Origin of the sequence: Streptomyces aurantiaciflavus (assembly GCF_049808595.1) — a bacterium.
GTDB lineage: Bacteria > Actinomycetota > Actinomycetes > Streptomycetales > Streptomycetaceae > Streptomyces.
In genome coordinates this window covers 1-20,039 of sequence record NZ_JBNCAQ010000053.1, presented here as the reverse complement: position 1 = coordinate 20,039, position 20,039 = coordinate 1, and the positions used below count along the sequence as shown (strand labels likewise).

General features: G+C 72.1%; 19 protein-coding genes. 10 read left to right on the top strand and 9 right to left on the bottom strand.

Annotation, left to right across the window (positions count from 1 at the left end; translation table 11 throughout):
- Positions 1–210 precede the first annotated feature (210 nt).
- Positions 211–972, top strand: coding sequence for a Type 1 glutamine amidotransferase-like domain-containing protein (locus ACPT94_RS39360; protein ID WP_360350228.1), 762 nt, complete (start codon positions 211–213; stop codon positions 970–972).
- Between the two features lie 122 nt (positions 973–1,094).
- On the opposite strand, the gene ACPT94_RS39355 is transcribed toward ACPT94_RS39360, so the two are convergent.
- Positions 1,095–2,147: an NAD(P)-dependent alcohol dehydrogenase gene (locus tag ACPT94_RS39355; protein WP_425245313.1), complete on the bottom strand. Its 1,053-nt coding sequence runs from the start codon at positions 2,145–2,147 to the stop codon at positions 1,095–1,097.
- Positions 2,148–2,315: 168 nt separating this feature from the next.
- On the opposite strand from ACPT94_RS39355, the gene ACPT94_RS39350 reads away from it, so the two are divergent.
- Entirely contained in the window at positions 2,316–3,230 is a 915-nt protein-coding gene (locus tag ACPT94_RS39350) for a helix-turn-helix domain-containing protein (protein ID WP_360350234.1), read from the top strand.
- A gap of 205 nt (positions 3,231–3,435) precedes the next feature.
- A complete protein-coding gene (gene msrA / locus ACPT94_RS39345) occupies positions 3,436–3,948 on the top strand; it encodes a peptide-methionine (S)-S-oxide reductase MsrA (RefSeq protein ID WP_360350237.1) in 513 nt (170 codons plus the stop codon).
- A 265-nt stretch (positions 3,949–4,213) separates the two neighbouring features.
- On the opposite strand, the gene ACPT94_RS39340 is transcribed toward msrA, so the two are convergent.
- Positions 4,214–5,332 (bottom strand): hypothetical protein, encoded by a 1,119-nt coding sequence (locus tag ACPT94_RS39340; protein WP_360350240.1) that lies wholly within the window; start codon positions 5,330–5,332, stop codon positions 4,214–4,216.
- A 155-nt stretch (positions 5,333–5,487) separates the two neighbouring features.
- Between ACPT94_RS39340 and ACPT94_RS39335 the strand changes: the two genes are divergently transcribed.
- Positions 5,488–6,642 (top strand): cystathionine gamma-synthase, encoded by a 1,155-nt coding sequence (locus ACPT94_RS39335; protein WP_425245312.1) that lies wholly within the window; start codon positions 5,488–5,490, stop codon positions 6,640–6,642.
- 72 nt (positions 6,643–6,714) lie between these two features.
- On the opposite strand, the gene ACPT94_RS39330 is transcribed toward ACPT94_RS39335, so the two are convergent.
- The 3 genes from ACPT94_RS39330 to ACPT94_RS39320 all read right to left on the bottom strand — a co-directional run bounded on the left by ACPT94_RS39330 (position 6,715) and on the right by ACPT94_RS39320 (position 8,182).
- A complete protein-coding gene (locus tag ACPT94_RS39330; protein WP_360350245.1) occupies positions 6,715–6,963 on the bottom strand; it encodes a hypothetical protein in 249 nt (82 codons plus the stop codon).
- A gap of 61 nt (positions 6,964–7,024) precedes the next feature.
- Complete coding sequence (locus ACPT94_RS39325) at positions 7,025–7,522, bottom strand: sigma factor-like helix-turn-helix DNA-binding protein (protein WP_425245311.1); 498 nt, start codon at positions 7,520–7,522, stop codon at positions 7,025–7,027.
- Positions 7,523–7,666: 144 nt separating this feature from the next.
- Positions 7,667–8,182: a MarR family winged helix-turn-helix transcriptional regulator gene (locus ACPT94_RS39320; RefSeq protein WP_360350281.1), complete on the bottom strand. Its 516-nt coding sequence runs from the start codon at positions 8,180–8,182 to the stop codon at positions 7,667–7,669.
- 163 nt (positions 8,183–8,345) lie between these two features.
- Between ACPT94_RS39320 and ilvA the strand changes: the two genes are divergently transcribed.
- From ilvA to ACPT94_RS39305, 3 genes are all read left to right on the top strand, one after another.
- Positions 8,346–9,575, top strand: coding sequence for a threonine ammonia-lyase (gene ilvA / locus ACPT94_RS39315; RefSeq protein WP_425245310.1), 1,230 nt, complete (start codon positions 8,346–8,348; stop codon positions 9,573–9,575).
- Between the two features lie 173 nt (positions 9,576–9,748).
- Positions 9,749–10,726 carry an ATP-binding cassette domain-containing protein gene (locus ACPT94_RS39310; RefSeq protein WP_425245309.1) on the top strand — a complete coding sequence of 326 codons (978 nt, stop codon included), beginning with the start codon at positions 9,749–9,751 and terminating at the stop codon, positions 10,724–10,726.
- Positions 10,723–11,580 carry an ABC transporter permease gene (locus ACPT94_RS39305; RefSeq protein WP_360350256.1) on the top strand — a complete coding sequence of 286 codons (858 nt, stop codon included), beginning with the start codon at positions 10,723–10,725 and terminating at the stop codon, positions 11,578–11,580. Before ACPT94_RS39310 ends, ACPT94_RS39305 begins: the two co-directional genes overlap by 4 nt.
- 99 nt (positions 11,581–11,679) lie before the next feature.
- Here the strand turns inward: ACPT94_RS39305 and greA are convergent, their stop codons facing one another.
- On the bottom strand, positions 11,680–12,180 hold the full coding sequence (gene greA, locus ACPT94_RS39300; protein WP_360350259.1) for a transcription elongation factor GreA: 501 nt from the start codon (positions 12,178–12,180) through the stop codon (positions 11,680–11,682).
- A 180-nt stretch (positions 12,181–12,360) separates the two neighbouring features.
- Complete coding sequence (locus ACPT94_RS39295) at positions 12,361–12,759, bottom strand: DUF4307 domain-containing protein (protein WP_425245308.1); 399 nt, start codon at positions 12,757–12,759, stop codon at positions 12,361–12,363.
- 170 nt (positions 12,760–12,929) lie between these two features.
- Here ACPT94_RS39295 and mca point away from each other — a divergent pair, with 170 nt between their 5' ends.
- Together mca and ACPT94_RS39285 are read left to right on the top strand one after the other, a co-directional pair.
- Positions 12,930–13,790: a mycothiol conjugate amidase Mca gene (mca, locus tag ACPT94_RS39290; protein WP_360350284.1), complete on the top strand. Its 861-nt coding sequence runs from the start codon at positions 12,930–12,932 to the stop codon at positions 13,788–13,790.
- Entirely contained in the window at positions 13,783–14,049 is a 267-nt protein-coding gene (locus ACPT94_RS39285) for a hypothetical protein (protein WP_425245307.1), read from the top strand. Before mca ends, ACPT94_RS39285 begins: the two co-directional genes overlap by 8 nt.
- Before the next feature lie 223 nt (positions 14,050–14,272).
- On the opposite strand, the gene ACPT94_RS39280 is transcribed toward ACPT94_RS39285, so the two are convergent.
- Positions 14,273–14,395, bottom strand: coding sequence for a hypothetical protein (locus tag ACPT94_RS39280; protein ID WP_425245306.1), 123 nt, complete (start codon positions 14,393–14,395; stop codon positions 14,273–14,275).
- 47 nt (positions 14,396–14,442) lie between these two features.
- Positions 14,443–17,649, bottom strand: coding sequence for a tetratricopeptide repeat protein (locus ACPT94_RS39275; protein ID WP_425245305.1), 3,207 nt, complete (start codon positions 17,647–17,649; stop codon positions 14,443–14,445).
- Between the two features lie 158 nt (positions 17,650–17,807).
- Here ACPT94_RS39275 and ACPT94_RS39270 point away from each other — a divergent pair, with 158 nt between their 5' ends.
- A complete protein-coding gene (locus tag ACPT94_RS39270; protein WP_425245304.1) occupies positions 17,808–19,841 on the top strand; it encodes a thioredoxin domain-containing protein in 2,034 nt (677 codons plus the stop codon).
- The last annotated feature ends 198 nt before the right edge of the window (positions 19,842–20,039 follow it).

Sequence of the window (20,039 nt, the reverse complement as noted above, 5' to 3'; positions counted from 1 at the left end):
CCAGCCGCACCGCGCCCGGCCGCAGGGCGACGCCCACGACCGGGAAGGCCCGGCAGGGCGGCAGCGCCCACTGCCGCCCTGCCGGCCGCCGACCGGTCCGCGGTCGCAGCCCGTCGCGCCGAGAACGCCCCGGTGGAAAATGCTCCGGCGAAAGCGGCCCGTTCGTGAGTTACTGACTCGAACAGTCCGACCGACCGGGGGGAAGCGCGCGTGCCCAGCCACGACAACGACAACAGCAGCGGTGATGTGTTCCTGATCGGCGGTGGCCGGGACGAGGCCACCGCCGAAGCCGTCTTCGGGCCGTTCCTGCGGGCCGCTTCCGCGGCCGTGCCCCGCATCCTCTGCGTCCTCGTAGACGAGGGCGACGGCGCCAAGCAGTTCGCTGAGTACGACGCGGTGCTGCGGCAGGCCGGTGACTGTACGCCGGTGCCGTTGCTGCTGCCCATCGGGCAGCCGTTCGAGGTGGAGGCGCTGGCCGAGGACGTGGACGGGCTCTTCGTGTGCGGCGGGCTGACGCCGGCCTATCAGGAGGCGTTCGCCGGATGCCGGGAGCAACTGGCCGGGCTGCTCGCCGAGCGCGGTCTTCCGTACGCCGGTTACTCCGCCGGGGCCGCCGTCGCGGCCCGGGACTCCGTGGTCGGGGGGTGGCTGTCGGACGGGGTCGTGGTGTGTCCGCCGGACACCGCCGAGGACCTGGAGGAGATCGAGGTACGGCCGGGGCTCGGGCTGGTGCCGTTCGGGGTGGATGTGCACGCGGCGCAGTGGGGGACGCTGCCGCGGCTGGTCGCCCTGGTGGCGGACGGGCGGTCGGCGCACGGGGTCGCCGTCGACGAGCACACGGTCGTACGGGTCACGGCTGAGGGACGTGCCCATGTCGCCGGGCGGGGACGCGCCCACTCCGTACGTCCCGCGCCCGGTGGCGGGGCCCTCGTGCGGTCCTACGGGCCCGGCGAGTCCTTCTCCGCCGTCTGAGGCCGCCCCGCACGCCCAAGGGCCCCGGCGCGCTGCCGGGGCCCTTGAGCAGGCCGGTCACACGGTCGAAAAGGGGTCGTTCTCACCGGCCTTCGGCGAGCTCACCGGCCTTCGGCGGGCCGTCAGATCGTCGCCGTGTCGATCACGAACCGGTACCGCACATCGCTGCTCAGCACCCGCTCGTACGCATCGTTGATCTCGGACGCGCTGATCAGCTCGATCTCCGCGCCGAAGCCGTGCCCGGCGCAGAAGTCCAGCATCTCCTGCGTCTGCGCGATGCTGCCGATCATGGAACCGGCGAGGGTCTTGCCGCCGCCGATCACCGAGAAGAGGTTGAGGGAGATCGGCTCCTCGGGGGCGCCGACGTTCACCAGCGCGCCCTCCGTCTTCAGCAGCGACAGGTAGGCGTTGAAGTCCAGCGGGGCGGACACCGTGGACACGATCAGGTCGAACGTGCCGGCCAGCTCCTCGAAGGTCTTCGGGTCGCTGGTGGCGTAGTAGTGGTCGGCGCCCAGCTTCAGGCCGTCGTCCTTCTTGCGCAGGGACTGCGACAGCACGGTCACCTCGGCGCCGAGCGCGTGCGCGATCTTCACGCCCATGTGGCCGAGGCCGCCCAGACCGAGGATCGCGACCTTCTTGCCGGGGCCGGCGTTCCAGCGCTTCAGCGGGGAGTAGAGGGTGATGCCGGCGCACAGCAGCGGCGCGGCGACGTCCAGCGACAGCCCGTCGGGGATGCGGAGGACGTAGTTCTCGTCGACGACGATCTTCTCCGAGTAGCCGCCGTAGGTCGGCCGGCCGTTCTTGTCGAGGCCGTTGTAGGTGGACACGCCGCCGCCGGTGCAGTACTGCTCCTGGCCGGCCTTGCAGTTGTCGCACTCCCGGCAGGAGTCGACGAAGCAGCCGACGCCCACGTGGTCGCCGACGGCGAACTTGGTCACACCGGGGCCGACCTCCGAGACGACGCCGGCTATCTCGTGGCCGGGCACCATCGGGAAGATCGCCTCGCCCCAGCCCTCCCGGGCCTGGTGGATGTCGGAGTGGCAGATACCGGCGAACTTGATGTCGATCAGCACGTCGAACTCGCCGACCGCGCGGCGCTCGATCGTGGTGCGCTCCAGCGGCGCCTTGGCAGCGGGAGCGGCGTACGCGGCAACGGTGGTCGTGCCAGTGGTCATGCAGGGATCTCCTAGCAGGTCGTACGCCCGGTCTGCCTTCGGACCGGGCACGGCGACCAGCCTGCCGCACCGACCGCTCGCCACCCAGGCCTCAGCTGTGCCTACGACCGCCGTGCCTACCACTGGCGGGGTCAGGATCGCGTGCGTACGACCGTGAATACTGGACGCATGGACGAACAGCCCGAACCCGTGCCGGAGCCCGGCGGGGGCCTGGACCGGCGTGCCGAGCTCAGCGAGTTCCTGCGCACCCGGCGGGCCCGGCTCAAGCCGGAGGACGTGGGGCTGCCGGACTTCGGGCGGCACCGCCGGGTGCCGGGGCTGCGACGCGAGGAGCTGGCGCAGCTGGCCGGGGTGTCGGTGGCGTACTACACGCGCCTGGAGCAGGGCAACGGGCGGAACGTCTCGGCGGAGGTGCTGGACTCCATCGCCCGCGCCCTGCGGCTGACCGACGCCGAGCACGCCCACCTCAGCCATCTCGCGAAGCCCAAGCACAAGAAGAAGCCGGCGGTGCGGACCCAGCAGACGCGGGTCGCGCTGCGGCAGCTGCTGGACCAGCTGGACGGGGTGCCCGCGTACATCGTGGGGCGGCGCGCGGAGATCCTCGCGTGGAACCGGATGGCCGCGGCCCTCTTCGGGGACTGGGGCGAACTGCCCGTCGCCGAGCGCAACTGGGCCCGGCTGGTGTTCCTGCGGCCCGACTACCGCGAGCTGTTCGTGGACTGGGAGCAGAAGGCGATCGACATCGTGTGCGCGCTGCGGATGGACGCCGGGTGCTATCCGGACGATCCCCGGCTGTCCGCGCTGGTCGGTGAGCTGTCCGTGAAGAGCGAGGACTTCCGGCGGCTGTGGGCCACCCACGACGTCAAGGAGAAGAGCCACGGCGTGAAGCGGATGAATCATCCGCTGGTGGGGGAGCTGTCGCTGAACTTCGAGGGGTTCCGGCTGCTGGGCGAGGGTGAGCAGTCGATGGTGACGTACCACGCGGATCCGGGGTCGCCTTCGGCGGAGGCGCTGCGCCTGCTCGCGCACTGGGGCGCCGACGCCACCCGGGCGGGCGCGGAGTCCCAGGCGCCGTCAGCCTGAGGCGCCCTGCGCCGCGCGGGGGTCGTTCGACGCGGGCGGGGGACGGCGGACTCGACGGGGTCCGCGACGCCGTCCCCGGGCAGCAGCGGGCGGGCACGGAATGGCTTGGAACCCTCGCGCGTTGAGGAGAGCGGGCAGGGGATGCCGGTGGTGTGCGAGCCGGGCAGTCCGAGCGACCGAGCTGACAGAAATTGGAGGGGCCGTAATGGCTGCGCAGACGCAGAGGGCCGTGCTGGCGGGCGGATGCTTCTGGGGGATGGAGGAGCTGATCCGCCACCTTCCGGGCGTGACGGCGACCCGGGTCGGATACACCGGGGGTGACGTGCCGAACGCGACGTACCGCAACCACGGCACGCACGCGGAGGCCATCGAGATCCTTTTCGACCCCGAGAAGACCGACTACCGCGCGATCCTGGAGTTCTTCTTCCAGATCCACGACCCGAGCACCAAGAATCGCCAGGGCAACGACATCGGCCTCAGCTACCGTTCGGCGATCTACTACGTGGACGACGAGCAGAAGCGGATCGCCGAGGACACGATCGCCGATGTGGACGCCTCCGGACTCTGGCCGGGCAAGGTCGTCACCGAGGTGGAGCCGGTCGGCCCCTTCTGGGAGGCCGAGCCCGAGCACCAGGACTACCTCCAGCGTTACCCGGACGGCTACACCTGCCACTTCCCGCGCCCGGGATGGCGGCTGCCCGCCCGCACGGAGCGCTGACCGCGAGGCGGCTGGGCGGCGGGCGGGGACGGACCGGCCCAGGCACCGCAGCCGGGCTGCGGTCGCGCATGCGGGACGGTTGTCGCCCGCTGCGGACCAGGGGCGCCGGTGGCGGGACACAGCCCGGTAAGGGGGGACGCCCCGGCGACCCCGCTCAGCCGCCGGTCGTGACGACGCCGGTGGGCCCGCAGTACCCGCCCGCGGGCTCCGATCGGGGGTCCGCGGACGTCAACGTGCGGGGCGTCCCGCGGGCTCCGGCCCGGACTCAGTGCGGCAGCGTCGCCGGGCTCCCGCCGTTCGCCTCGTAGCCCGCCACCGCCAGCGCCCGGTACACGGCGAACTCCGCGGCCGGGTCCGGGGACAGCGTCCACGGCAGCGCGCCCACGTGGCCGTCGACGTGTATCAGCTGGCTCATGGCCTCCGACCAGCGCTCGGCGCGCACCAGGAAGAAGACGAGGAGATGGCGCACGTGCGCCAGCATCGGATCGTCGGAGCGGGCTGCGTGCACGGCGAACAGCGCGCCGTGGATCGCCTTCTTCACGACCTCGCTCTGGTAGAAGCCGCTGACCAGGTTCACCTCGGGCAGGTGCTCGAACACCGCGAAGAGGGGCATCGCCGCCAGGAGGGAACCCTGGGGGGCTCTGGCCGCCGCGGCCTCCGCGAACTCCATCGCCGTCTCCCGCGAGCCGTGCCACTTCTCGCACCAGTAGTGCAGGGCCGCCAGATGCGCGCCCATGTGCGCCGGGGCACGGTCCAGGATCCTCAGCCAGAGCTGCTCGAACTCCGCCTGCGAGTAGTCCAGGCCGCGGGCCACCGACAGTTCGACGATGTACGGGATCGGGTCACCGGGGGCGAGCAGCGCCGCCTGGCCGCAGGCGTCCCTCGCCTCCTCCATGATGATCCGGAAGTCGTCCGCGCCCGGCGTGGACGTCCGCCACGCCTGCTGCACCAGGAACTCGGCGTGCACCGCCGCGCCGCCCGCGTCCTTGGGCGCCTCGGCCCGCCACACCCGCAGCCACTGCCCGCCGGGCGTCTCACCGACCCCGCCCGGCCGCTGCTGCAGCTCCAGCGCCGCGGCGCCGGCGAAGGCCTGCACGCGCTGCCAGCGCACCTCGCCCTCCGTCTCCGTACCGGCCAGGAGCTGCTGGGCCGCCCGGTAGTCCTGCGTGCGCTGCACCACGCCCAGGACGTCCAGCAGGTCCTGGTCGGGGCCGGGCATGCGGATGTCCAGCTCCTCCTCGCGGACGAAGCCGTAGTTCGCCGGGTCCGCGGCGTCCGGGTGGCCCGCCGGGACCTGCTCGATCATGCCGCGCCTGCGCCGCAGGAACGGCAGCAGCACGAAGCTGAGCATGACCAGCGCCATCAGGACCCACAGAATCTCCATGTCTCAAGGGTTCCAGACGCCGCCGACAATTGGCCAACCCCCTCCACCCACCTGTGGAAAAACGTCCCGTCGGGGCTCGGACGCGGCGGGTCCGGCGAGCGCCCGGCAGCCCGCCGTCCCCCACCTCCCCCTCCGGCGCACTACGCTCGATGCCCATGAGCGACAGGCACATCAGTCAGCACTTCGAGACCCTGGCGATCCACGCGGGCAACACCGCCGATCCCCTCACCGGCGCGGTCGTCCCGCCGATCTACCAGGTCTCGACCTACAAGCAGGACGGCGTCGGCGGACTGCGGGGCGGTTACGAGTACAGCCGTAGCGCCAACCCGACGAGGACCGCCCTGGAGGAGAACCTGGCCGCCCTGGAGGGCGGCGTCCGGGGTCTCGCGTTCGCTTCCGGACTGGCGGCCGAGGACTGCCTGTTGCGTACGCTGCTCAGCCCCGGGGACCACGTCGTCATCCCGAACGACGCGTACGGCGGCACGTTCCGGCTGTTCGCGAAGGTCGTCTCCCGGTGGGGCGTGGAGTGGTCGGTCGCCGACACCAGCGACCCGGCCGCCGTACGGGCCGCGATCACCCCGAAGACGAAGGCGGTGTGGGTGGAGACCCCCTCCAACCCGCTCCTCGGCATCACCGACGTCTCGGCCGTCGCCCAGGTCGCCCGGGACGCGGGCGCCCGGCTCGTCGTCGACAACACCTTCGCCACGCCGTATCTGCAGCAGCCGCTGGCGCTCGGCGCCGACGTCGTCGTGCACTCGCTGACCAAGTACATGGGCGGTCACTCGGACGTGGTCGGCGGCGCGCTGATCGTGAGCGACCGGGACCTCGGCGAGGAGCTGGCGTACCACCAGAACGCGATGGGCGCGGTCGCCGGGCCGTTCGACTCCTGGCTGGTGCTGCGCGGCACGAAGACGCTGTCGGTGCGGATGGACCGGCACAGCGAGAACGCGACGAAGGTCGCCGACATGCTGACCCGGCACGCGCGCGTGACGCGCGTCCTGTACCCGGGCCTGCCGGACCACCCCGGTCACGAGGTCGCCGCCAAGCAGATGCGGGCGTTCGGCGGCATGGTGTCGTTCCAGGTGGCGGGCGGCGAGGAGGCGGCCGTCGAGGTCTGCAACCGCGCCAAGGTGTTCACCCTCGGCGAGTCCCTGGGGGGCGTCGAGTCCCTGATCGAGCACCCGGGGCGGATGACGCACGCGTCCGCGGCCGGCTCGGCCCTGGAGGTCCCGGCCGACCTGGTGCGTCTCTCCGTCGGCATCGAGAACGTCGACGACCTTCTCGAGGACCTGCAGCAGGCCCTCGGCTAGTACCGGGCCGCTACCGGCAGGGCTCAGGGAGCCCATGGGGTGGTGGTCGAGGGGCTCAGGCGGCTCCGGGGCTCACCAGTCGGTCAGGGGTGGGGTCGTCTCCGACGGCGGCTCCACCCACGGCTGGGCCGTCATCGCCCAGACGGTGAACCCGACCACGGCCGCGAACAGCAGCAGCCACAGCAGACGCCGGGCGAGCGTCCGCCGGCGCAGCATGCGGCTGCCACGGCGTACGACGTCCGCGTGCAGCTCCGGCGGCACCCGCGGCACCGCCCGCTCCATGATCTGCCGTACGGCGGCCTCCCGCTCGGGCCGGTTCATCCGGACCTCCCGTCGACGGACGGCCTCACGCCGTCGCCGTCACCCTGTCCGCCCGGTCGCCTCATGACGTCGCCGCCTCGGCGCCCACCACGGCCGCCGGCCGTTTCCGTGGCGGATGCAGCACTGTCGCCGTGGCGCGGTCGCAGATCGTGCGGACGCGTTCGGACGGCACACCGAGAAGGGCCGCCACCTGTTCCTCGGCGACGCCCTCGTAGAGCCTGAGCACCAGGATGAGACGCTCCTGCGGGGTGAGGGGGGCCAGGGCTCCGGTGGGGCGGGTGCGGGTCAGGGTGCCGTACTGGTGCCAGGCGCCGTGGGCGAAGCGGGTGGCGAGGTGCTGTCGGGCGTGGTCGTAGGGGTCCTCGCCGCGGAGACGGTCCCAGCACGCGTACGTGTGCGCGAGGACCAGGGTGAGGAGGCGCCGCGCGCGGGGGTTGTCGTCCGGTGCCTCCGCGGTGAGCAGGGTGGCGGCGTGCAGCAGCCGGCCGCTCGCGCCGGCGACGAACGCCTCGAACTCCCGGGCCCGACGGGCCTCCTGGGCCGCATGCCGTACTCGCATCGCGTGCCTCCCGCCTGCCGGCGACCCCCTGGAAACGGATCCCTGCCGCATGCGGCGAACGGGGACCCGGTCTCATATGAGGCCAGGGGCGGGCCGTCGGTCAAGAGCCGCGCACGCGCGGGATCGCTTCCCGCGCGCGGGACGTCAGGAAGCGGGGGCGGGCTCCGCACCCGGGACGCCGGGGACGCCCTGGACGGCCATGCGGGCGGACAGCGCGCTGTTGAAGCGGGTGAGGAGCGTGCAGAACGCCTCACGCTCCTCCGGCGCCCAGTCGTGGGTCAGTTCGGCCATCAACTGCCGCCGGGAGGAGCGCACTTCCTCCAGGCGGGACATCCCGCGCGGGGACAGCTGGAGCACCACGGCCCGCCCGTCCTCGGGGTGCGAGGTGCGCTTGACCAGGCCGGTGTCGACGAGCGGAGCCACCTGCCGGGTGACAGTGGACGAGTCGATGCCCATGCTCGCGGCGAGCGCCTTGACGCCCATCGGGCCTTCCTTGTCGAGGCGGTTGAGCAGCAGGTACGCGGCGCGGTCCATGGAGTTGCGCACCTGCCCGACGCCGCCGAGCCGGGTCTGTTCGGCACGGCGCGCGAAGACGGCGACCTCGTGCTGCAGCGTGTCGAGAAGACCGGTGTCACCGACGGTCGTCATGTCCATCGACATTTCAGGTGTTGTGGGCATGGCCGGGGGCTCACTTCATGAAGGGGGTGCTGGGTTGGGGGACAGGGTACGCGGCCGGAAGGCGGGCCGTACCGGCGCTGCGGAAACCAGTCTCGGTGGTTGGTCGCTGCGGTCGTTTCCGCCTGTGAACTGCGATGCTTGAGTCATGAGCTACGGCACGGCTGACTCCTTGCGGCCCGTCACCCTCGACGATGTGCGCGGCGCCCAGAAGATGCTCTCGGGTGTGGCGCGGATGACCGCGATGGAGGGCAGCAGGCACCTGTCCCAGCTCGTCGGGGCGCCGGTGCACTTCAAGTGCGAGAACCTCCAGCGGACGGGTTCGTTCAAGCTGCGCGGCGCGTATGTGCGGATCTCCGGGCTGCTGCCGGAGGAGCGCGCCGCCGGGGTCGTCGCCGCGAGCGCCGGCAACCACGCGCAGGGCGTGGCGCTGGCGTCGTCGCTGCTGGGCGTGCGCTCCACGGTGTTCATGCCGAAGGGCGCCCCGCTGCCGAAGATCAGCGCGACCCGGGAGTACGGCGCGGAGGTTCGCTTGCACGGGCAGGTCGTCGACGAGACGCTGGCGGCGGCGCAGGAGTACGCGGCGCAGACCGGTGCGGTGTTCATCCACCCGTTCGACCATCCGGATGTCATCGCGGGGCAGGGCACGGTCGGGCTGGAGATCCTTGAGCAGTGCCCGGAGGTGCGCACGATCGTCGTCGGGATCGGCGGCGGGGGTCTGGCGGCGGGTATCGCGGTCGCGGTGAAGGCGCTGCGGCCGGACGTGCGGATCGTCGGCGTGCAGGCGGAGGGGGCGGCGGCGTATCCCCCCTCGCTGGCGGCGGGGCGGCCGATGGCGATCGACCATCCGGCGACGATGGCCGACGGCATCAGGGTCGGCCGGCCCGGCGACGTGCCGTTCGCGATCGTCGGCGACCTGGTGGACGAGGTGCGCACGGTGACGGAGGACGCGCTGTCCACGGCGCTGCTGCTGTGCCTGGAGCGGGCCAAGCTGGTCGTGGAGCCGGCCGGGGCGAGCCCGGTCGCGGCCCTGCTGAGCGCGCCCGGCGCCTTCGAGGGTCCGGTCGTGGCGGTGCTCTCCGGCGGCAACGTCGACCCGGTGCTGATGCAGCGCGTCCTGCGGCACGGCATGGCCGCGCAGGGCCGCTACCTGGCCGTTCGGCTGCGTCTGACGGACCGGCCGGGCGCCCTCGCCACACTTCTCGGGGTGTTGTCAGTGGTCGACGCTAATGTCCTCGACGTGAGCCATGTCCGGACCGACCCACGGCTCGGGCTCACGGAGGCGGAGGTCGAGCTGCACCTGGAGACGAAGGGTCCGGCGCACTGCCTCGAGGTCGGCCAGGCCCTGCGCGAGGCCGGCTACACCGTCATCGGCTGAGGTCAGGGCCCCCTTCGTCACTCGTTCGAGTAAGTCCATTGAGAGACGCGATACATCGCGATACGGTGTGTCGCGCGACGCATTCGACCTCCGACGAAACCCGTCGCAGGAAATCCCCCCACGCACAGCACAGGCGAATTCAATGACGCATCCCCAACGACGTGGAGACTCATATGCCAGGCGCCATCTACGCCGAAGGCCTGGTGAAGACCTTCGGTGACGTAAGGGCTCTGGACGGCGTCGACCTCGACGTCCCCGAGGGCACGGTCCTCGGCCTGCTCGGGCCGAACGGCGCGGGCAAGACCACCGCGGTCCGCTGCCTGACCACCCTTCTGCGCCCCGACCGCGGCCGTGCCGTGGTCGCCGGTATGGACGTGCTCAAGCATCCCAACGAGGTCCGGCGCTCGATCGGCCTGTCCGGTCAGTTCGCCGCCGTCGACGAGTACCTGACCGGCCGCGAGAACCTTCAGATGGTCGGGCAGCTCTACCAGATGAGGGCCGCCGCGGCGAAGGCCCGGGCCGCCGAGCTGCTGGAGCAGTTCGACCTCACGGACGCCGCCGACCGCACGACGAAGACCTACTCCGGCGGCATGCGCCGCCGCCTCGACCTGGCGGCCGCGCTGGTGGTGTCGCCGCCCGTGATGTTCATGGACGAGCCGACGACCGGCCTCGACCCGCGCAACCGCCAACTGCTGTGGGACGTGATCAAGCGCCTCGTCTCCGGCGGTACGACCCTGCTGCTGACCACGCAGTACCTGGAGGAGGCCGACCACCTCGCGCACGACATCGCGGTGGTCGACCAGGGCCGGGTCATCGCGCGCGGCACCTCCGACCAGCTCAAGGCCCGCACCGGCGGTGAGCGCGTGGAGGTCGTGGTGCACGAACGCGACCACATCCCGGAGGCCGCGGAGGTGCTGGCCGGCTTCGGCAAGGGCGAGACCACCGTCGAGCAGCACACCCGCAAGCTCACCGTGCCCGTGACCGGCGGTGCGAAGCTCCTCGCCGAGGTCATCCGCGAGCTGGACACCCGCGGCATCGAGATCGACGACATCGGCCTGCGCCGTCCCACCTTGGACGACGTCTTCCTGTCCCTGACGGGACACGTGGCCGAGGCGAAGAACGACGAGAACGGCAAGGAGGCCGTGGCATGAGCGCCGTCACCGACACCGTCCGCAGCGCGGCGCCCGCCCGCCCCTTCGGGCAGGCCGTCCGGGACTCCCTGGTCGTTGCAAAACGCAACCTGATCAGGATGTCCAGGATTCCCGAAATGGTCATATTCGGGTTGATTCAGCCCATCATGTTCGTGGTGCTGTTCACCTACGTCTTCGGTGGATCGATGCAGATCGGCGGCAGTACCAGCGCCACCGACTACAAGAACTTCCTCATGGCGGGGATCTTCGCCCAGACGGTCACCTTCGCCACCGCCGGAGCCGGCGCGGGCATCGCCGACGACATGCACAAGGGCCTCATCGACCGCTTCCGCTCCCTGCCCATGGCCCGTGGCGCGGTCCTCACCGGACGCACCCTCGCCGACCTGGTCCAGACGGCCCTCACCCTGCTCGTCCTCGCCGTCGTCGCCCTGCTGGTCGGCTGGCGCGTCGGCTCCGACGGCGACACGAACGCCGGCCGCGTCCTGGCCGCCTTCGGCCTGCTGCTCCTGCTCGGCTACGCCTTCACCTGGATCGGCGCCCTCATCGGTCTGTCCGTGCGCACCCCGGAGGCGGCCACCTCCGGCGGACTGATCTGGCTCTTTCCGGTCACCTTCATCTCGAACGCGTTCGTGGACACCAGCAACATGACCCCCTGGCTGCGCCACATCGCCGAGTGGAACCCCTTCAGCGCCACGGTCCAGGCCTGCCGTGTCCTCTTCGCCAACCCCGGCCAGTCACCCTCCGACGCCTGGCCCATGCAGCACCCGGTCTGGGCCTCACTGATCTACTCGGTGCTGATCATCCTGATATTCCGCACGCTGGCGGTGCGCAAGTACCGCTCGGCCACCGCGTGAGCACCACCGGACCCGCGCGGCGCGACCGCGGCACCCGCGCATGACGAGGCCCCTGGTGCCACGGGGGGCGCCAGGGGCCTCCAAGCGGAAGTGAGCCGGTCAGCCGTTGTAGGGCTCGGCCTTGAGGATGCGCACGGAGGCCTTCTTGCCGTTCGGCAGCTCGTACTCCGCGTCCTCGCCGACCTTGTGGCCGATCACGCCGGTGCCGAGCGGGGACTGCGGCGAGTACGTCTCGATGTCGGAGCTCGCGTACTCGCGCGAAGCCAGCAGGAAGGTCAGGGTGTCGTCCTCGTCACCGTCGAAGGCGATCGTCACGACCATGCCGGGTGCCACCGCGCCGTCCGCGGACGCCGGGGCCTCGCCCACCTTCGCGTTCTCCAGGAGCTGGGTCAGCTGGCGCACACGGAGCTCCTGCTTGCCCTGCTCCTCCTTGGCCGCGTGGTACCCGCCGTTCTCACGCAGGTCGCCCTCCTCGCGCGCGGCCGCGATCTTGGCGGCGATCTCCGTGCGCGCAGGACCAGTAAGGTACTCAAGCTCATCCTTGAGCTTGTTGTACGCCTCCTGGGTCAGCCAGGTGACGTTCTCGCTGGTCTGGGTCACAGGGTGCTCCTCGTCGGTGCTGGGAATACAAAGCATCGCCCTACCCGGAAGCATGTTCCTCCAGGGATGGGCGAAACCACGAGCCTAACAATTGAGTGGCCGAAGGGGGAGGACATAAGCCACCAGAATTACGTCAACGCAGGTCAGGCCCTACGCATTCCGGAGGACACGGTCCCGGCGTCAGTCCGGATGACAACCGAGCAGTTCGGCCGTCGTGCCCTTCGCCGTCGTACGGAGCGTGACCACCTTGTCGATGCGTGTGTCCGAGCCGGAGAAGCGGAAGTCCGCGCGGCCCACCTCGGCGCCGTCCGCGGACTGCGAGCGGACCGTGCAGTAGCCGCCGGCGCCCGCGTCCTTGCGGACCTCCAGGTGCACACGGACCGCGTCGTCCCTGATCTCGAAGGAGATCACCTCGCCGCTGATCTTGTTCTGGCCGACGTAGTGGTAGGCGAAGTACCCCACCAGTGCGAGCAGGGCCGCGCCCAGGGCGGCGCCGACGAGCTTGAGCGTGCGGTCGGCGCGCTCGTCCGAGGAGCGGCCGTAACGGCCCTCGGGCGGCCGCGTGCTCGCCGTACTCATGATCGTCCTCTCGACAGGGCACGGGACGAATGTCCCGAAAGGGCTCCCGGAGCCCGGCTCCGGAATTATTGACCCCCTGATTCGGTCACTATAGAAGCCGCCGATCGCACCCCTGCCTACGGGGGCGCCGACTTACCGAGGATTGAGTCTTGACTGACCAGCTACGACTGATGGCTGTCCACGCGCACCCCGACGACGAGTCGAGCAAGGGCGCGGCCACCATGGCGAAGTACGTGTCCGAGGGGGTGGACGTGCTGGTCGTGACCTGCACAGGCGGGGAACGCGGCTCCATCCTCAACCCCAAGCTGCAGGGCGACAAGTACATCGAGGAGCACATCCACGAGGTACGCAAGAGGGAGATGGACGAGGCCCGGGAGATCCTCGGCGTGAAGCAGGAGTGGCTCGGCTTCGTCGACTCCGGCCTCCCCGAGGGCGACCCGCTGCCGCCGCTGCCCGAGGGCTGCTTCGCCCTGGAGGACGTCGACACCGCCGCCGGGGAACTGGTGAAGCAGATCCGCTCCTTCCGCCCGCAGGTGATCACCACCTACGACGAGAACGGCGGCTACCCGCACCCCGACCACATCATGACCCACAAGATCTCGATGGTGGCCTTCGAGGGCGCGGACGACACCGTGAAGTACCCGGAGGACGAGTTCGGCCCGGCGTACCGGCCGCTGAAGCTGTACTACAACCAGGGCTTCAACCGTCCGCGCACCGAGGCGCTCCACCAGGCGATGCTCGACCGCGGCCTGGAATCCCCCTACGGGGAATGGCTCAAGCGCTGGGACGAGTCCGGGATCAAGGAGCGCACGCTCACCACGCACATCCCGTGCGCCGACTTCTACGAGATCCGCGACAAGGCGCTGATCGCGCACGCCACGCAGATCGACCCCGACGGAGGCTGGTTCCGGGTGCCGCTGGAGGTCCAGAAGGAGGTCTGGCCGACGGAGGAGTACGAGCTCGCGAAGTCGCGGGTCGATGTCTCCCTCCCCGAGGACGACCTCTTTGCGGGCATCCGCGACAATGCCTGACATGAGCGCAAGCGTGCACCTGGCAGTGACCCAGTTCGCCACCCTCGCGAAGGAGGTGGACGAGGACAAGGTCACCCCCGGCGTCCTCGGCTTCATCGTCTTCGCGGCGATGGCGATCGCGGTGTGGGGCCTGATGAAGTCCATGAACAAGCACATGGGCAAGGTCGACTTCAAGGAGACCCCGGAGGACCCGGCCACCTCCGGCGAGGGCGCCTCCGGCAAGGGCGCCACGGGAAAGACGTCACCGGCGAAGGGCTGAGCCCGGCCACCCGCCGAGCGGCTCCGGGCACCGGCTCCGGCCGCGCCCCCGCCGACGGCAAGGCGTGAGCCCGTCCGGGAAAGGCCCGGCATGCGGCGCCGTGGCCGGCCCGACGGAGCGGGGCCCGGCACCCCCGCCCGGGGTCCCGAGCCGGCCGAGCTCCGCCCCGTGCGCGCCCATCGCGCCGCCCCGGCGCAGCCGCCTCGCCCTCGGCGAAGATGCGTCAGGCGAAGGCGCGGACGCGGGTGCGTGGGCGGCCGGGCGGGTCGGAGCCGATGAGGTCGTCCGGGGCGGCGACGCAGCCGGGGGCGGGCCGCAGCGCGTACGGCGGCCGAGCGCCCCTCACTCCTCCTCGGCCTTCGCTCCTCCTCGGCCTTCGCTCCTCCTCGGCCCTCACTCCTCCTCGGCCTTCACCGCCACCCCCATCACCTCCCGTGCGTGCCTCCCCGGCACCATGCCCAGGCGCCACGCCTGCCAGCCCGACTCGAGGCGCACCCCCCGCTCCAGCAGCAGTGCGTACGCGTCCAGGGACTCCGTGAGCCTGGTGTCCCGGAGCGGATGGGCGGACCGGGCCAGCCGGGTCAGTTCCTCCTGGGCCACCGCTGTGCCGACCTCGACGCCGCCGGGGGCCGCGTACGGCAGCAGGGTGCAACGGAGGAAACGGGCCCAGTCCTCGCCGCGGTGATCGCCGTAGGAGGCGAAGAGGGCCGCCGCCTCGTCACAGAGGGCGAGGGCCTGGGGGATGCGGGCGTTGCCCGCGTCGACGATCGCGAGTTCCAGGCAGGTCCAGGCCTCGCCGTGGGCGAGGCCGATGCGCTGGAAGTCGGCGCGGGCGTCCATGAGGAGCTGGCGGGCGAAGCCCGAGTTGCGCAGCGACCCCGTCTGCGCCGCGCGTTGGTCGCGCGTCACCCGGGCCGAGTGGTGGCGGGCGCAGGCCAGGCCGTAGACGTCGCGCATGCGGGAGAAGAGGGATCTGGAGCGTTCCAGTTCACGGACCGCCCGGTCGAGGTCGCCCGTCTCCTCCAGGGCGAGGCCCAGGTAGTACACCGTCCACGCCTCGCCGCGCGCGTCCTCGTTGTCCCGGTGGCGGGAGGCCGCGCCGCGCAGACCGTCCACCGCCGGGGACGGGTCGCCGGCGATGAGGCGGGCGCGGGCCAGCTGGGTGAGCGCCCAGGCCTCGCCGCGCCCGTCACGGGTGCGGCCGTACAGCTCGAGGGCCCGGCGCAGGTCGGTATCCGCGCTGGGGACGTCACCGCGGCGGAGGTGCAACTGGCCGAGCTGGTAGTGGGCCCACGCCTCGCCGTGCACCGAGCCGCCCTCGCGGTGCAGGACCAGGGAGCGGGTCAGCAGGTCCAGGGCCTCCGCCAGCCTGGCCCGGTCCCGTTCCACCGCCGCCAGCGCGTGCATCGTCCACGCCCGGTCCGTCGCCAGCTCGGGCGCGGCCTGGAGGTCCAGGGCCTCCCGCAGCTTCGCCGCCGCCTCCGCGAGACTGCCCTGGTGGTGCAGGGTGATGCCCAGCGAGCACAGCGCACGGGCCGCGCCCGCGTCGTGATGGGCCTGGAGATAGAGGTCCACCACCGAACTGAGCGTCGTGCGGGCCTTGTCCAGCTCGCCCAGCTGGCGGGCCGCGATACCCGTACGCCACTGCACGGAGTGCACCAGCAGGTCCTGGCCGACCGACTGCGCGAGCTCGCTGAGCTCACCGAGGCGGTAGAGGTCGCCGCGCAGCAGGCAGTAGTCGCACAGGGCGCCCAGCAGGCTCAGTACGGCCGCCTGGTCGAGGCCCTCCGCCTGCCGCAGGGTGGCGGTGATGAAGCCGGACTCGTCGTCCAGCCAGCGCAGCGCCTCGTCGAGGGAGGTGAAGCCGTGCGGGGTGAACCGGTCCGACCGCGTCGACATGTTGCCGTCGACCAGGCGCAGCACCGAGTCGGCGAGCTCGGCGTGGCTGACGATGAGACGTTCCTGGGCGGCCGTGCGGTCGGCCGGGTCCTCCTCGTCGGCGAGGCGGGCCTGGGCGAAGGCGCGGACCAGGTCGTGCAGGCGGTATCGGTCGCCGCGGACCCGGTCCACGAGCCCCGCCTGCGCCAGGGCCGTCAGATGACGGGTCGCCTCCGTGCGGTCGGTCGCGAGCAGGGCCGCCGCGGCCGCCGCGCCGAGCGAGGCCCGCCCGGCCAGCGCCAGCCGTCGCAGCAGCCTTCGGGTGACGTCCGGCAGGTCGGTGTACCGCAGCCACAGCGCGCGCTCGACCGGGTCCACCGGGCCGTACGCCCCCAGGTCCGACGCCAGCCGGCGCGGGGAGCGCGGGCCCAGGGAGGAGCCCGCCACCCGCAGCGCCAGCGGCAGCCCGCCGCACAACTGCGTGATCCGGTCGGCGGATTCGGCGTCGTACGGGCCCGAGGCGTCCTGCGCCGCCGCGCCCAGCAGCTCCTCCGCGCCTGCCGCCTCCAGGGGCCGCACCGGCAGGTCGTGCACCCAGGCGGACAGGCCGGCCGGCAGGTTCAGCGGCTTCCGCGCGGTGACCAGGACCAGGCTGTCGGAGCGTTCGGGCACGAGCGCGGCGACCTGCTCGGCGTCGCAGGCGTCGTCCACGATCACCGCCACCGGCAGCCCCGTCAGATGCTGCTGGTACAGCTCGGTCAGCCGCTTGACCTGCTGTTCCGGGGAGGAACGCTCACGGAAGAGCAGCTGCTCGCGGGGCGCGCCGAGCCGGTTCAGCAGATGCAGCAGCGCGTCCCGGGTGGACAGCGGAGCCTCCCGCGCGCTGTCCCCGCGCAGGTCCACCACGCACGCGCCCCGGAACTGGTCCCGCAGCTCGTGCGCCGCCCGCACCGCCAGCGCGCTGCGGCCACTGCCCGGCGCCCCGTGCAGGACGACCACCGTCGGCCGGGTCTGCGTACTGGCCCGGGCCGTCTGCACCCACTGCCGGATCCGCCCCAGTTCCTGCCGCCGCCCCGCGAACGGCCCGATCAGCTCGGGCAGTTGGGCGTACGACTGCTCCAGCACCGTCCGCCCGCGCGCCGCCGCGCTCTTGTCCGCGCCGCGCAGCTGCGGCCCCGGCTTCTTCGGCCCCGTCGTCGCGCTCAACACCCGCTGCTGGTCCAGGAACGGACGGATCCCGCGCACCTCCAGCGCCGTGAGCCACTGCAGCCTCAGCTGTTCCGGCCCGCCGGGCTGGCCGGCCTCACCCGCGCGGTGATGCGCGGCCGGCAGATGCGATCCGGCCACTTTCACGACGGTCGTCGCCGCGCCGACGACCCCGACGGCCACGCCGGCCCCCAGCGCCGTACCCGTGCCCGTGCCCAGCGCCAGGTCGGCGACGGCGGTCGTCACCGCCGCGACGCCCGCCACCAGCAGCGGAGCTCCGCCGCCGGCCTCGCGCGCGTACCGCTGTCCGAAGCTGAGCCGGCCGGCCTCCGTCTCGTCCACGGCCCGCGCGTACGCCTCGTACTCCTCGGCGGCGGTCTGCAGTATCGCGTCCAGTGCGCCCCGCGCCCGCGTCGTCAGCCCCTGCCGGTCGGTACGGCCGCCCGAGCGTCGTACCTCTTCCTCCACGGCCCGTTCCAACAGCCGCTCGGCTTCCGCCCGATGGCTGTTCCGCATGTCACGTCCCCCTTTGGCGACCACAGCGTGTCCCGGTCAAGTGTGCGGCGGCGGACGCACGGGCGCGAGGGTGCGAACGGGGTCCGATCGCCGGGGCGACGGCGGGTGGCAGGACGCCTGACACGTGCCCGGCGGGGTACTGCGGCAGGATGGATCCCATGGCGAACCGACTGGCCCATGAGACCTCCCCCTACCTCCTCCAGCACGCCGACAACCCGGTCGACTGGTGGCCCTGGTCGGCGGAGGCGTTCGAGGAGGCGCGCAGGCGGGGGGTGCCGGTGCTGCTGAGCGTCGGGTACTCGAGCTGCCACTGGTGCCATGTGATGGCTCACGAGTCCTTCGAGGACCAGGAGACCGCCGACTACCTCAACGAGCACTTCCTCAGCGTCAAGGTCGACCGGGAGGAACGTCCCGACGTCGACGCCGTGTACATGGAGGCCGTCCAGGCCGCCACCGGTCAGGGCGGCTGGCCGATGACCGTCTTCCTCACGCCGGACGCCGAGCCCTTCTACTTCGGCACGTACTTCCCGCCCGCGCCCCGGCACGGCATGCCCTCCTTCCGGCAGGTGCTGGAGGGCGTACGGCACGCGTGGAGCGACCGGCGCGAGGAGGTCGCCGAGGTCGCCGGGAAGATCGTGCGGGACCTGGCGGGGCGGGAGATCTCCTACGGGGCCGGCGTGGCGCCGGGGGAGCACGAGCTCGCGCAGGCGCTGCTGGGGCTGACCCGGGAGTACGACGCGCAGCGCGGCGGGTTCGGCGGGGCGCCGAAGTTCCCGCCGTCCATGGTCGTCGAGTTCCTGCTGCGTCACCACGCGCGCACCGGGGCCGAGGGCGCGCTGCAGATGGCCCAGGACACCTGCGAGCGGATGGCCCGGGGCGGGATCTACGACCAGCTCGGGGGCGGCTTCGCCCGCTACTCCGTGGACCGGGACTGGCTCGTGCCGCACTTCGAGAAGATGCTGTACGACAACGCGCTGCTGTGCCGGGTGTACGCCCATCTGTGGCGGGCCACCGGGTCCGAGCAGGCCCGGCGGGTCGCGCTGGAGACCGCCGACTTCATGGTGCGCGAACTGCGCACCGCCGAGGGCGGATTCGCCTCCGCGCTCGACGCCGACAGCGACGACGGAACGGGGAAGCACGTCGAGGGCGTGTACTACGTCTGGACGCCCGCGCAGCTCACCGAGGTCCTCGGCGCCGAGGACGCGGAGCTGGCCGCGCACCACTTCGGCGTCACCGCGGAGGGCACCTTCGAGGAGGGGGCCTCCGTGCTCCGACTCCCGCAGGACGAGGGCGTGTTCGACGCCGAGAAGATCGCGTCGATCAAGGAACGGCTGCTCGAGGCGCGGGCGACCCGCCCGGCTCCCGGCCGGGACGACAAGGTCGTCGCCGCCTGGAACGGGCTCGCCATCGCCGCGCTCGCCGAGACCGGCGCCTACTTCGACCGCCCCGACCTGGTCGACGCGGCTCTCGCCGCCGCCGACCTCCTCGTCCGGCTGCACCTCGACGACCGGGCGCGGCTGGCCCGCACCAGCAAGGACGGCCATGTCGGGGCCAACGCGGGGGTGTTGGAGGACTACGCCGACGTGGCCGAGGGCTTCCTGGCGCTGGCCTCCGTGACGGGAGAGGGGGTGTGGCTGGAGTTCGCGGGGTTCCTGCTCGACCATGTGCTGGCTCGCTTCGTGGATCCCGAGTCGGGGGCGTTGTACGACACGGCCGTGGACGCGGAGCGGCTGATCCGCCGGCCGCAGGATCCGACCGACAACGCGGTGCCCTCCGGGTGGTCGGCCGCGGCGGGGGCGCTGCTCTCGTACGCCGCCCACACCGGCTCCGAGGCGCACCGCTCCGCGGCGGAGCGGGCGTTGGGGGTCGTGAAGGCGCTGGGGCCGCGTGTGCCGCGGTTCATCGGGTGGGGGCTCGCGGCGGCCGAGGCTCTGCTCGACGGGCCGCGTGAGGTGGCCGTCGTCGGACCTTCCGCCGACGATCCCGGGACGCGTGCGCTGCATCGGACCGCGCTGCTGGGGGTCGCGCCGGGGGCGGTGGTTGCCTGCGGCACGCCGGGCAGTGGTGAGTTTCCGCTGCTCGAGGGGCGTGAGTTGGTCGATGGTGGGCCTACTGCGTATGTCTGCCGGAGGTTTGTCTGCGAGATGCCGGTGACGGATGGGGAGGGGTTGCGAACGAAGCTCACTCCGTGAGGGTTCGCGGGGGCGGGACCGAGGAGGGGGGTTCTGTGCGTCGCGGGGTGCGGGTTCGTTGTGGCTGGTCGCGCAGTTCCCCGCGCCCCTTGGGTGGGTGTCCTCGCCGGAGTCAGCAGGGCCTCGCGCGCCCCTTGGGTGGGTGTCCTCGCCGGAGTCAGCAGGGCCTCGCGCGCCTTGGGTGGGTGTCCTCGCCGG

What these genes read in the sequence shown, in the direction of transcription:
- ACPT94_RS39355 (WP_425245313.1), bottom strand. Translation starts at nt 2,147, where the DNA reads ATGACCACTGGCACGACCACCGTTGCCGCGTACGCCGCTCCCGCTGCC.
- ACPT94_RS39350 (WP_360350234.1), top strand. Translation starts at nt 2,316, where the DNA reads ATGGACGAACAGCCCGAACCCGTGCCGGAGCCCGGCGGGGGCCTGGAC.
- msrA (WP_360350237.1), top strand. Translation starts at nt 3,436, where the DNA reads ATGGCTGCGCAGACGCAGAGGGCCGTGCTGGCGGGCGGATGCTTCTGG.
- ACPT94_RS39340 (WP_360350240.1), bottom strand. Translation starts at nt 5,332, where the DNA reads ATGGAGATTCTGTGGGTCCTGATGGCGCTGGTCATGCTCAGCTTCGTG.
- ACPT94_RS39335 (WP_425245312.1), top strand. Translation starts at nt 5,488, where the DNA reads ATGAGCGACAGGCACATCAGTCAGCACTTCGAGACCCTGGCGATCCAC.
- ACPT94_RS39330 (WP_360350245.1), bottom strand. Translation starts at nt 6,963, where the DNA reads ATGAACCGGCCCGAGCGGGAGGCCGCCGTACGGCAGATCATGGAGCGG.
- ACPT94_RS39325 (WP_425245311.1), bottom strand. Translation starts at nt 7,522, where the DNA reads ATGCGAGTACGGCATGCGGCCCAGGAGGCCCGTCGGGCCCGGGAGTTC.
- ACPT94_RS39320 (WP_360350281.1), bottom strand. Translation starts at nt 8,182, where the DNA reads ATGTCGATGGACATGACGACCGTCGGTGACACCGGTCTTCTCGACACG.
- ilvA (WP_425245310.1), top strand. Translation starts at nt 8,346, where the DNA reads ATGAGCTACGGCACGGCTGACTCCTTGCGGCCCGTCACCCTCGACGAT.
- ACPT94_RS39310 (WP_425245309.1), top strand. Translation starts at nt 9,749, where the DNA reads ATGCCAGGCGCCATCTACGCCGAAGGCCTGGTGAAGACCTTCGGTGAC.
- ACPT94_RS39305 (WP_360350256.1), top strand. Translation starts at nt 10,723, where the DNA reads ATGAGCGCCGTCACCGACACCGTCCGCAGCGCGGCGCCCGCCCGCCCC.
- ACPT94_RS39295 (WP_425245308.1), bottom strand. Translation starts at nt 12,759, where the DNA reads ATGAGTACGGCGAGCACGCGGCCGCCCGAGGGCCGTTACGGCCGCTCC.
- mca (WP_360350284.1), top strand. Translation starts at nt 12,930, where the DNA reads ATGGCTGTCCACGCGCACCCCGACGACGAGTCGAGCAAGGGCGCGGCC.
- ACPT94_RS39285 (WP_425245307.1), top strand. Translation starts at nt 13,783, where the DNA reads ATGCCTGACATGAGCGCAAGCGTGCACCTGGCAGTGACCCAGTTCGCC.
- ACPT94_RS39275 (WP_425245305.1), bottom strand. Translation starts at nt 17,649, where the DNA reads ATGCGGAACAGCCATCGGGCGGAAGCCGAGCGGCTGTTGGAACGGGCC.
- ACPT94_RS39270 (WP_425245304.1), top strand. Translation starts at nt 17,808, where the DNA reads ATGGCGAACCGACTGGCCCATGAGACCTCCCCCTACCTCCTCCAGCAC.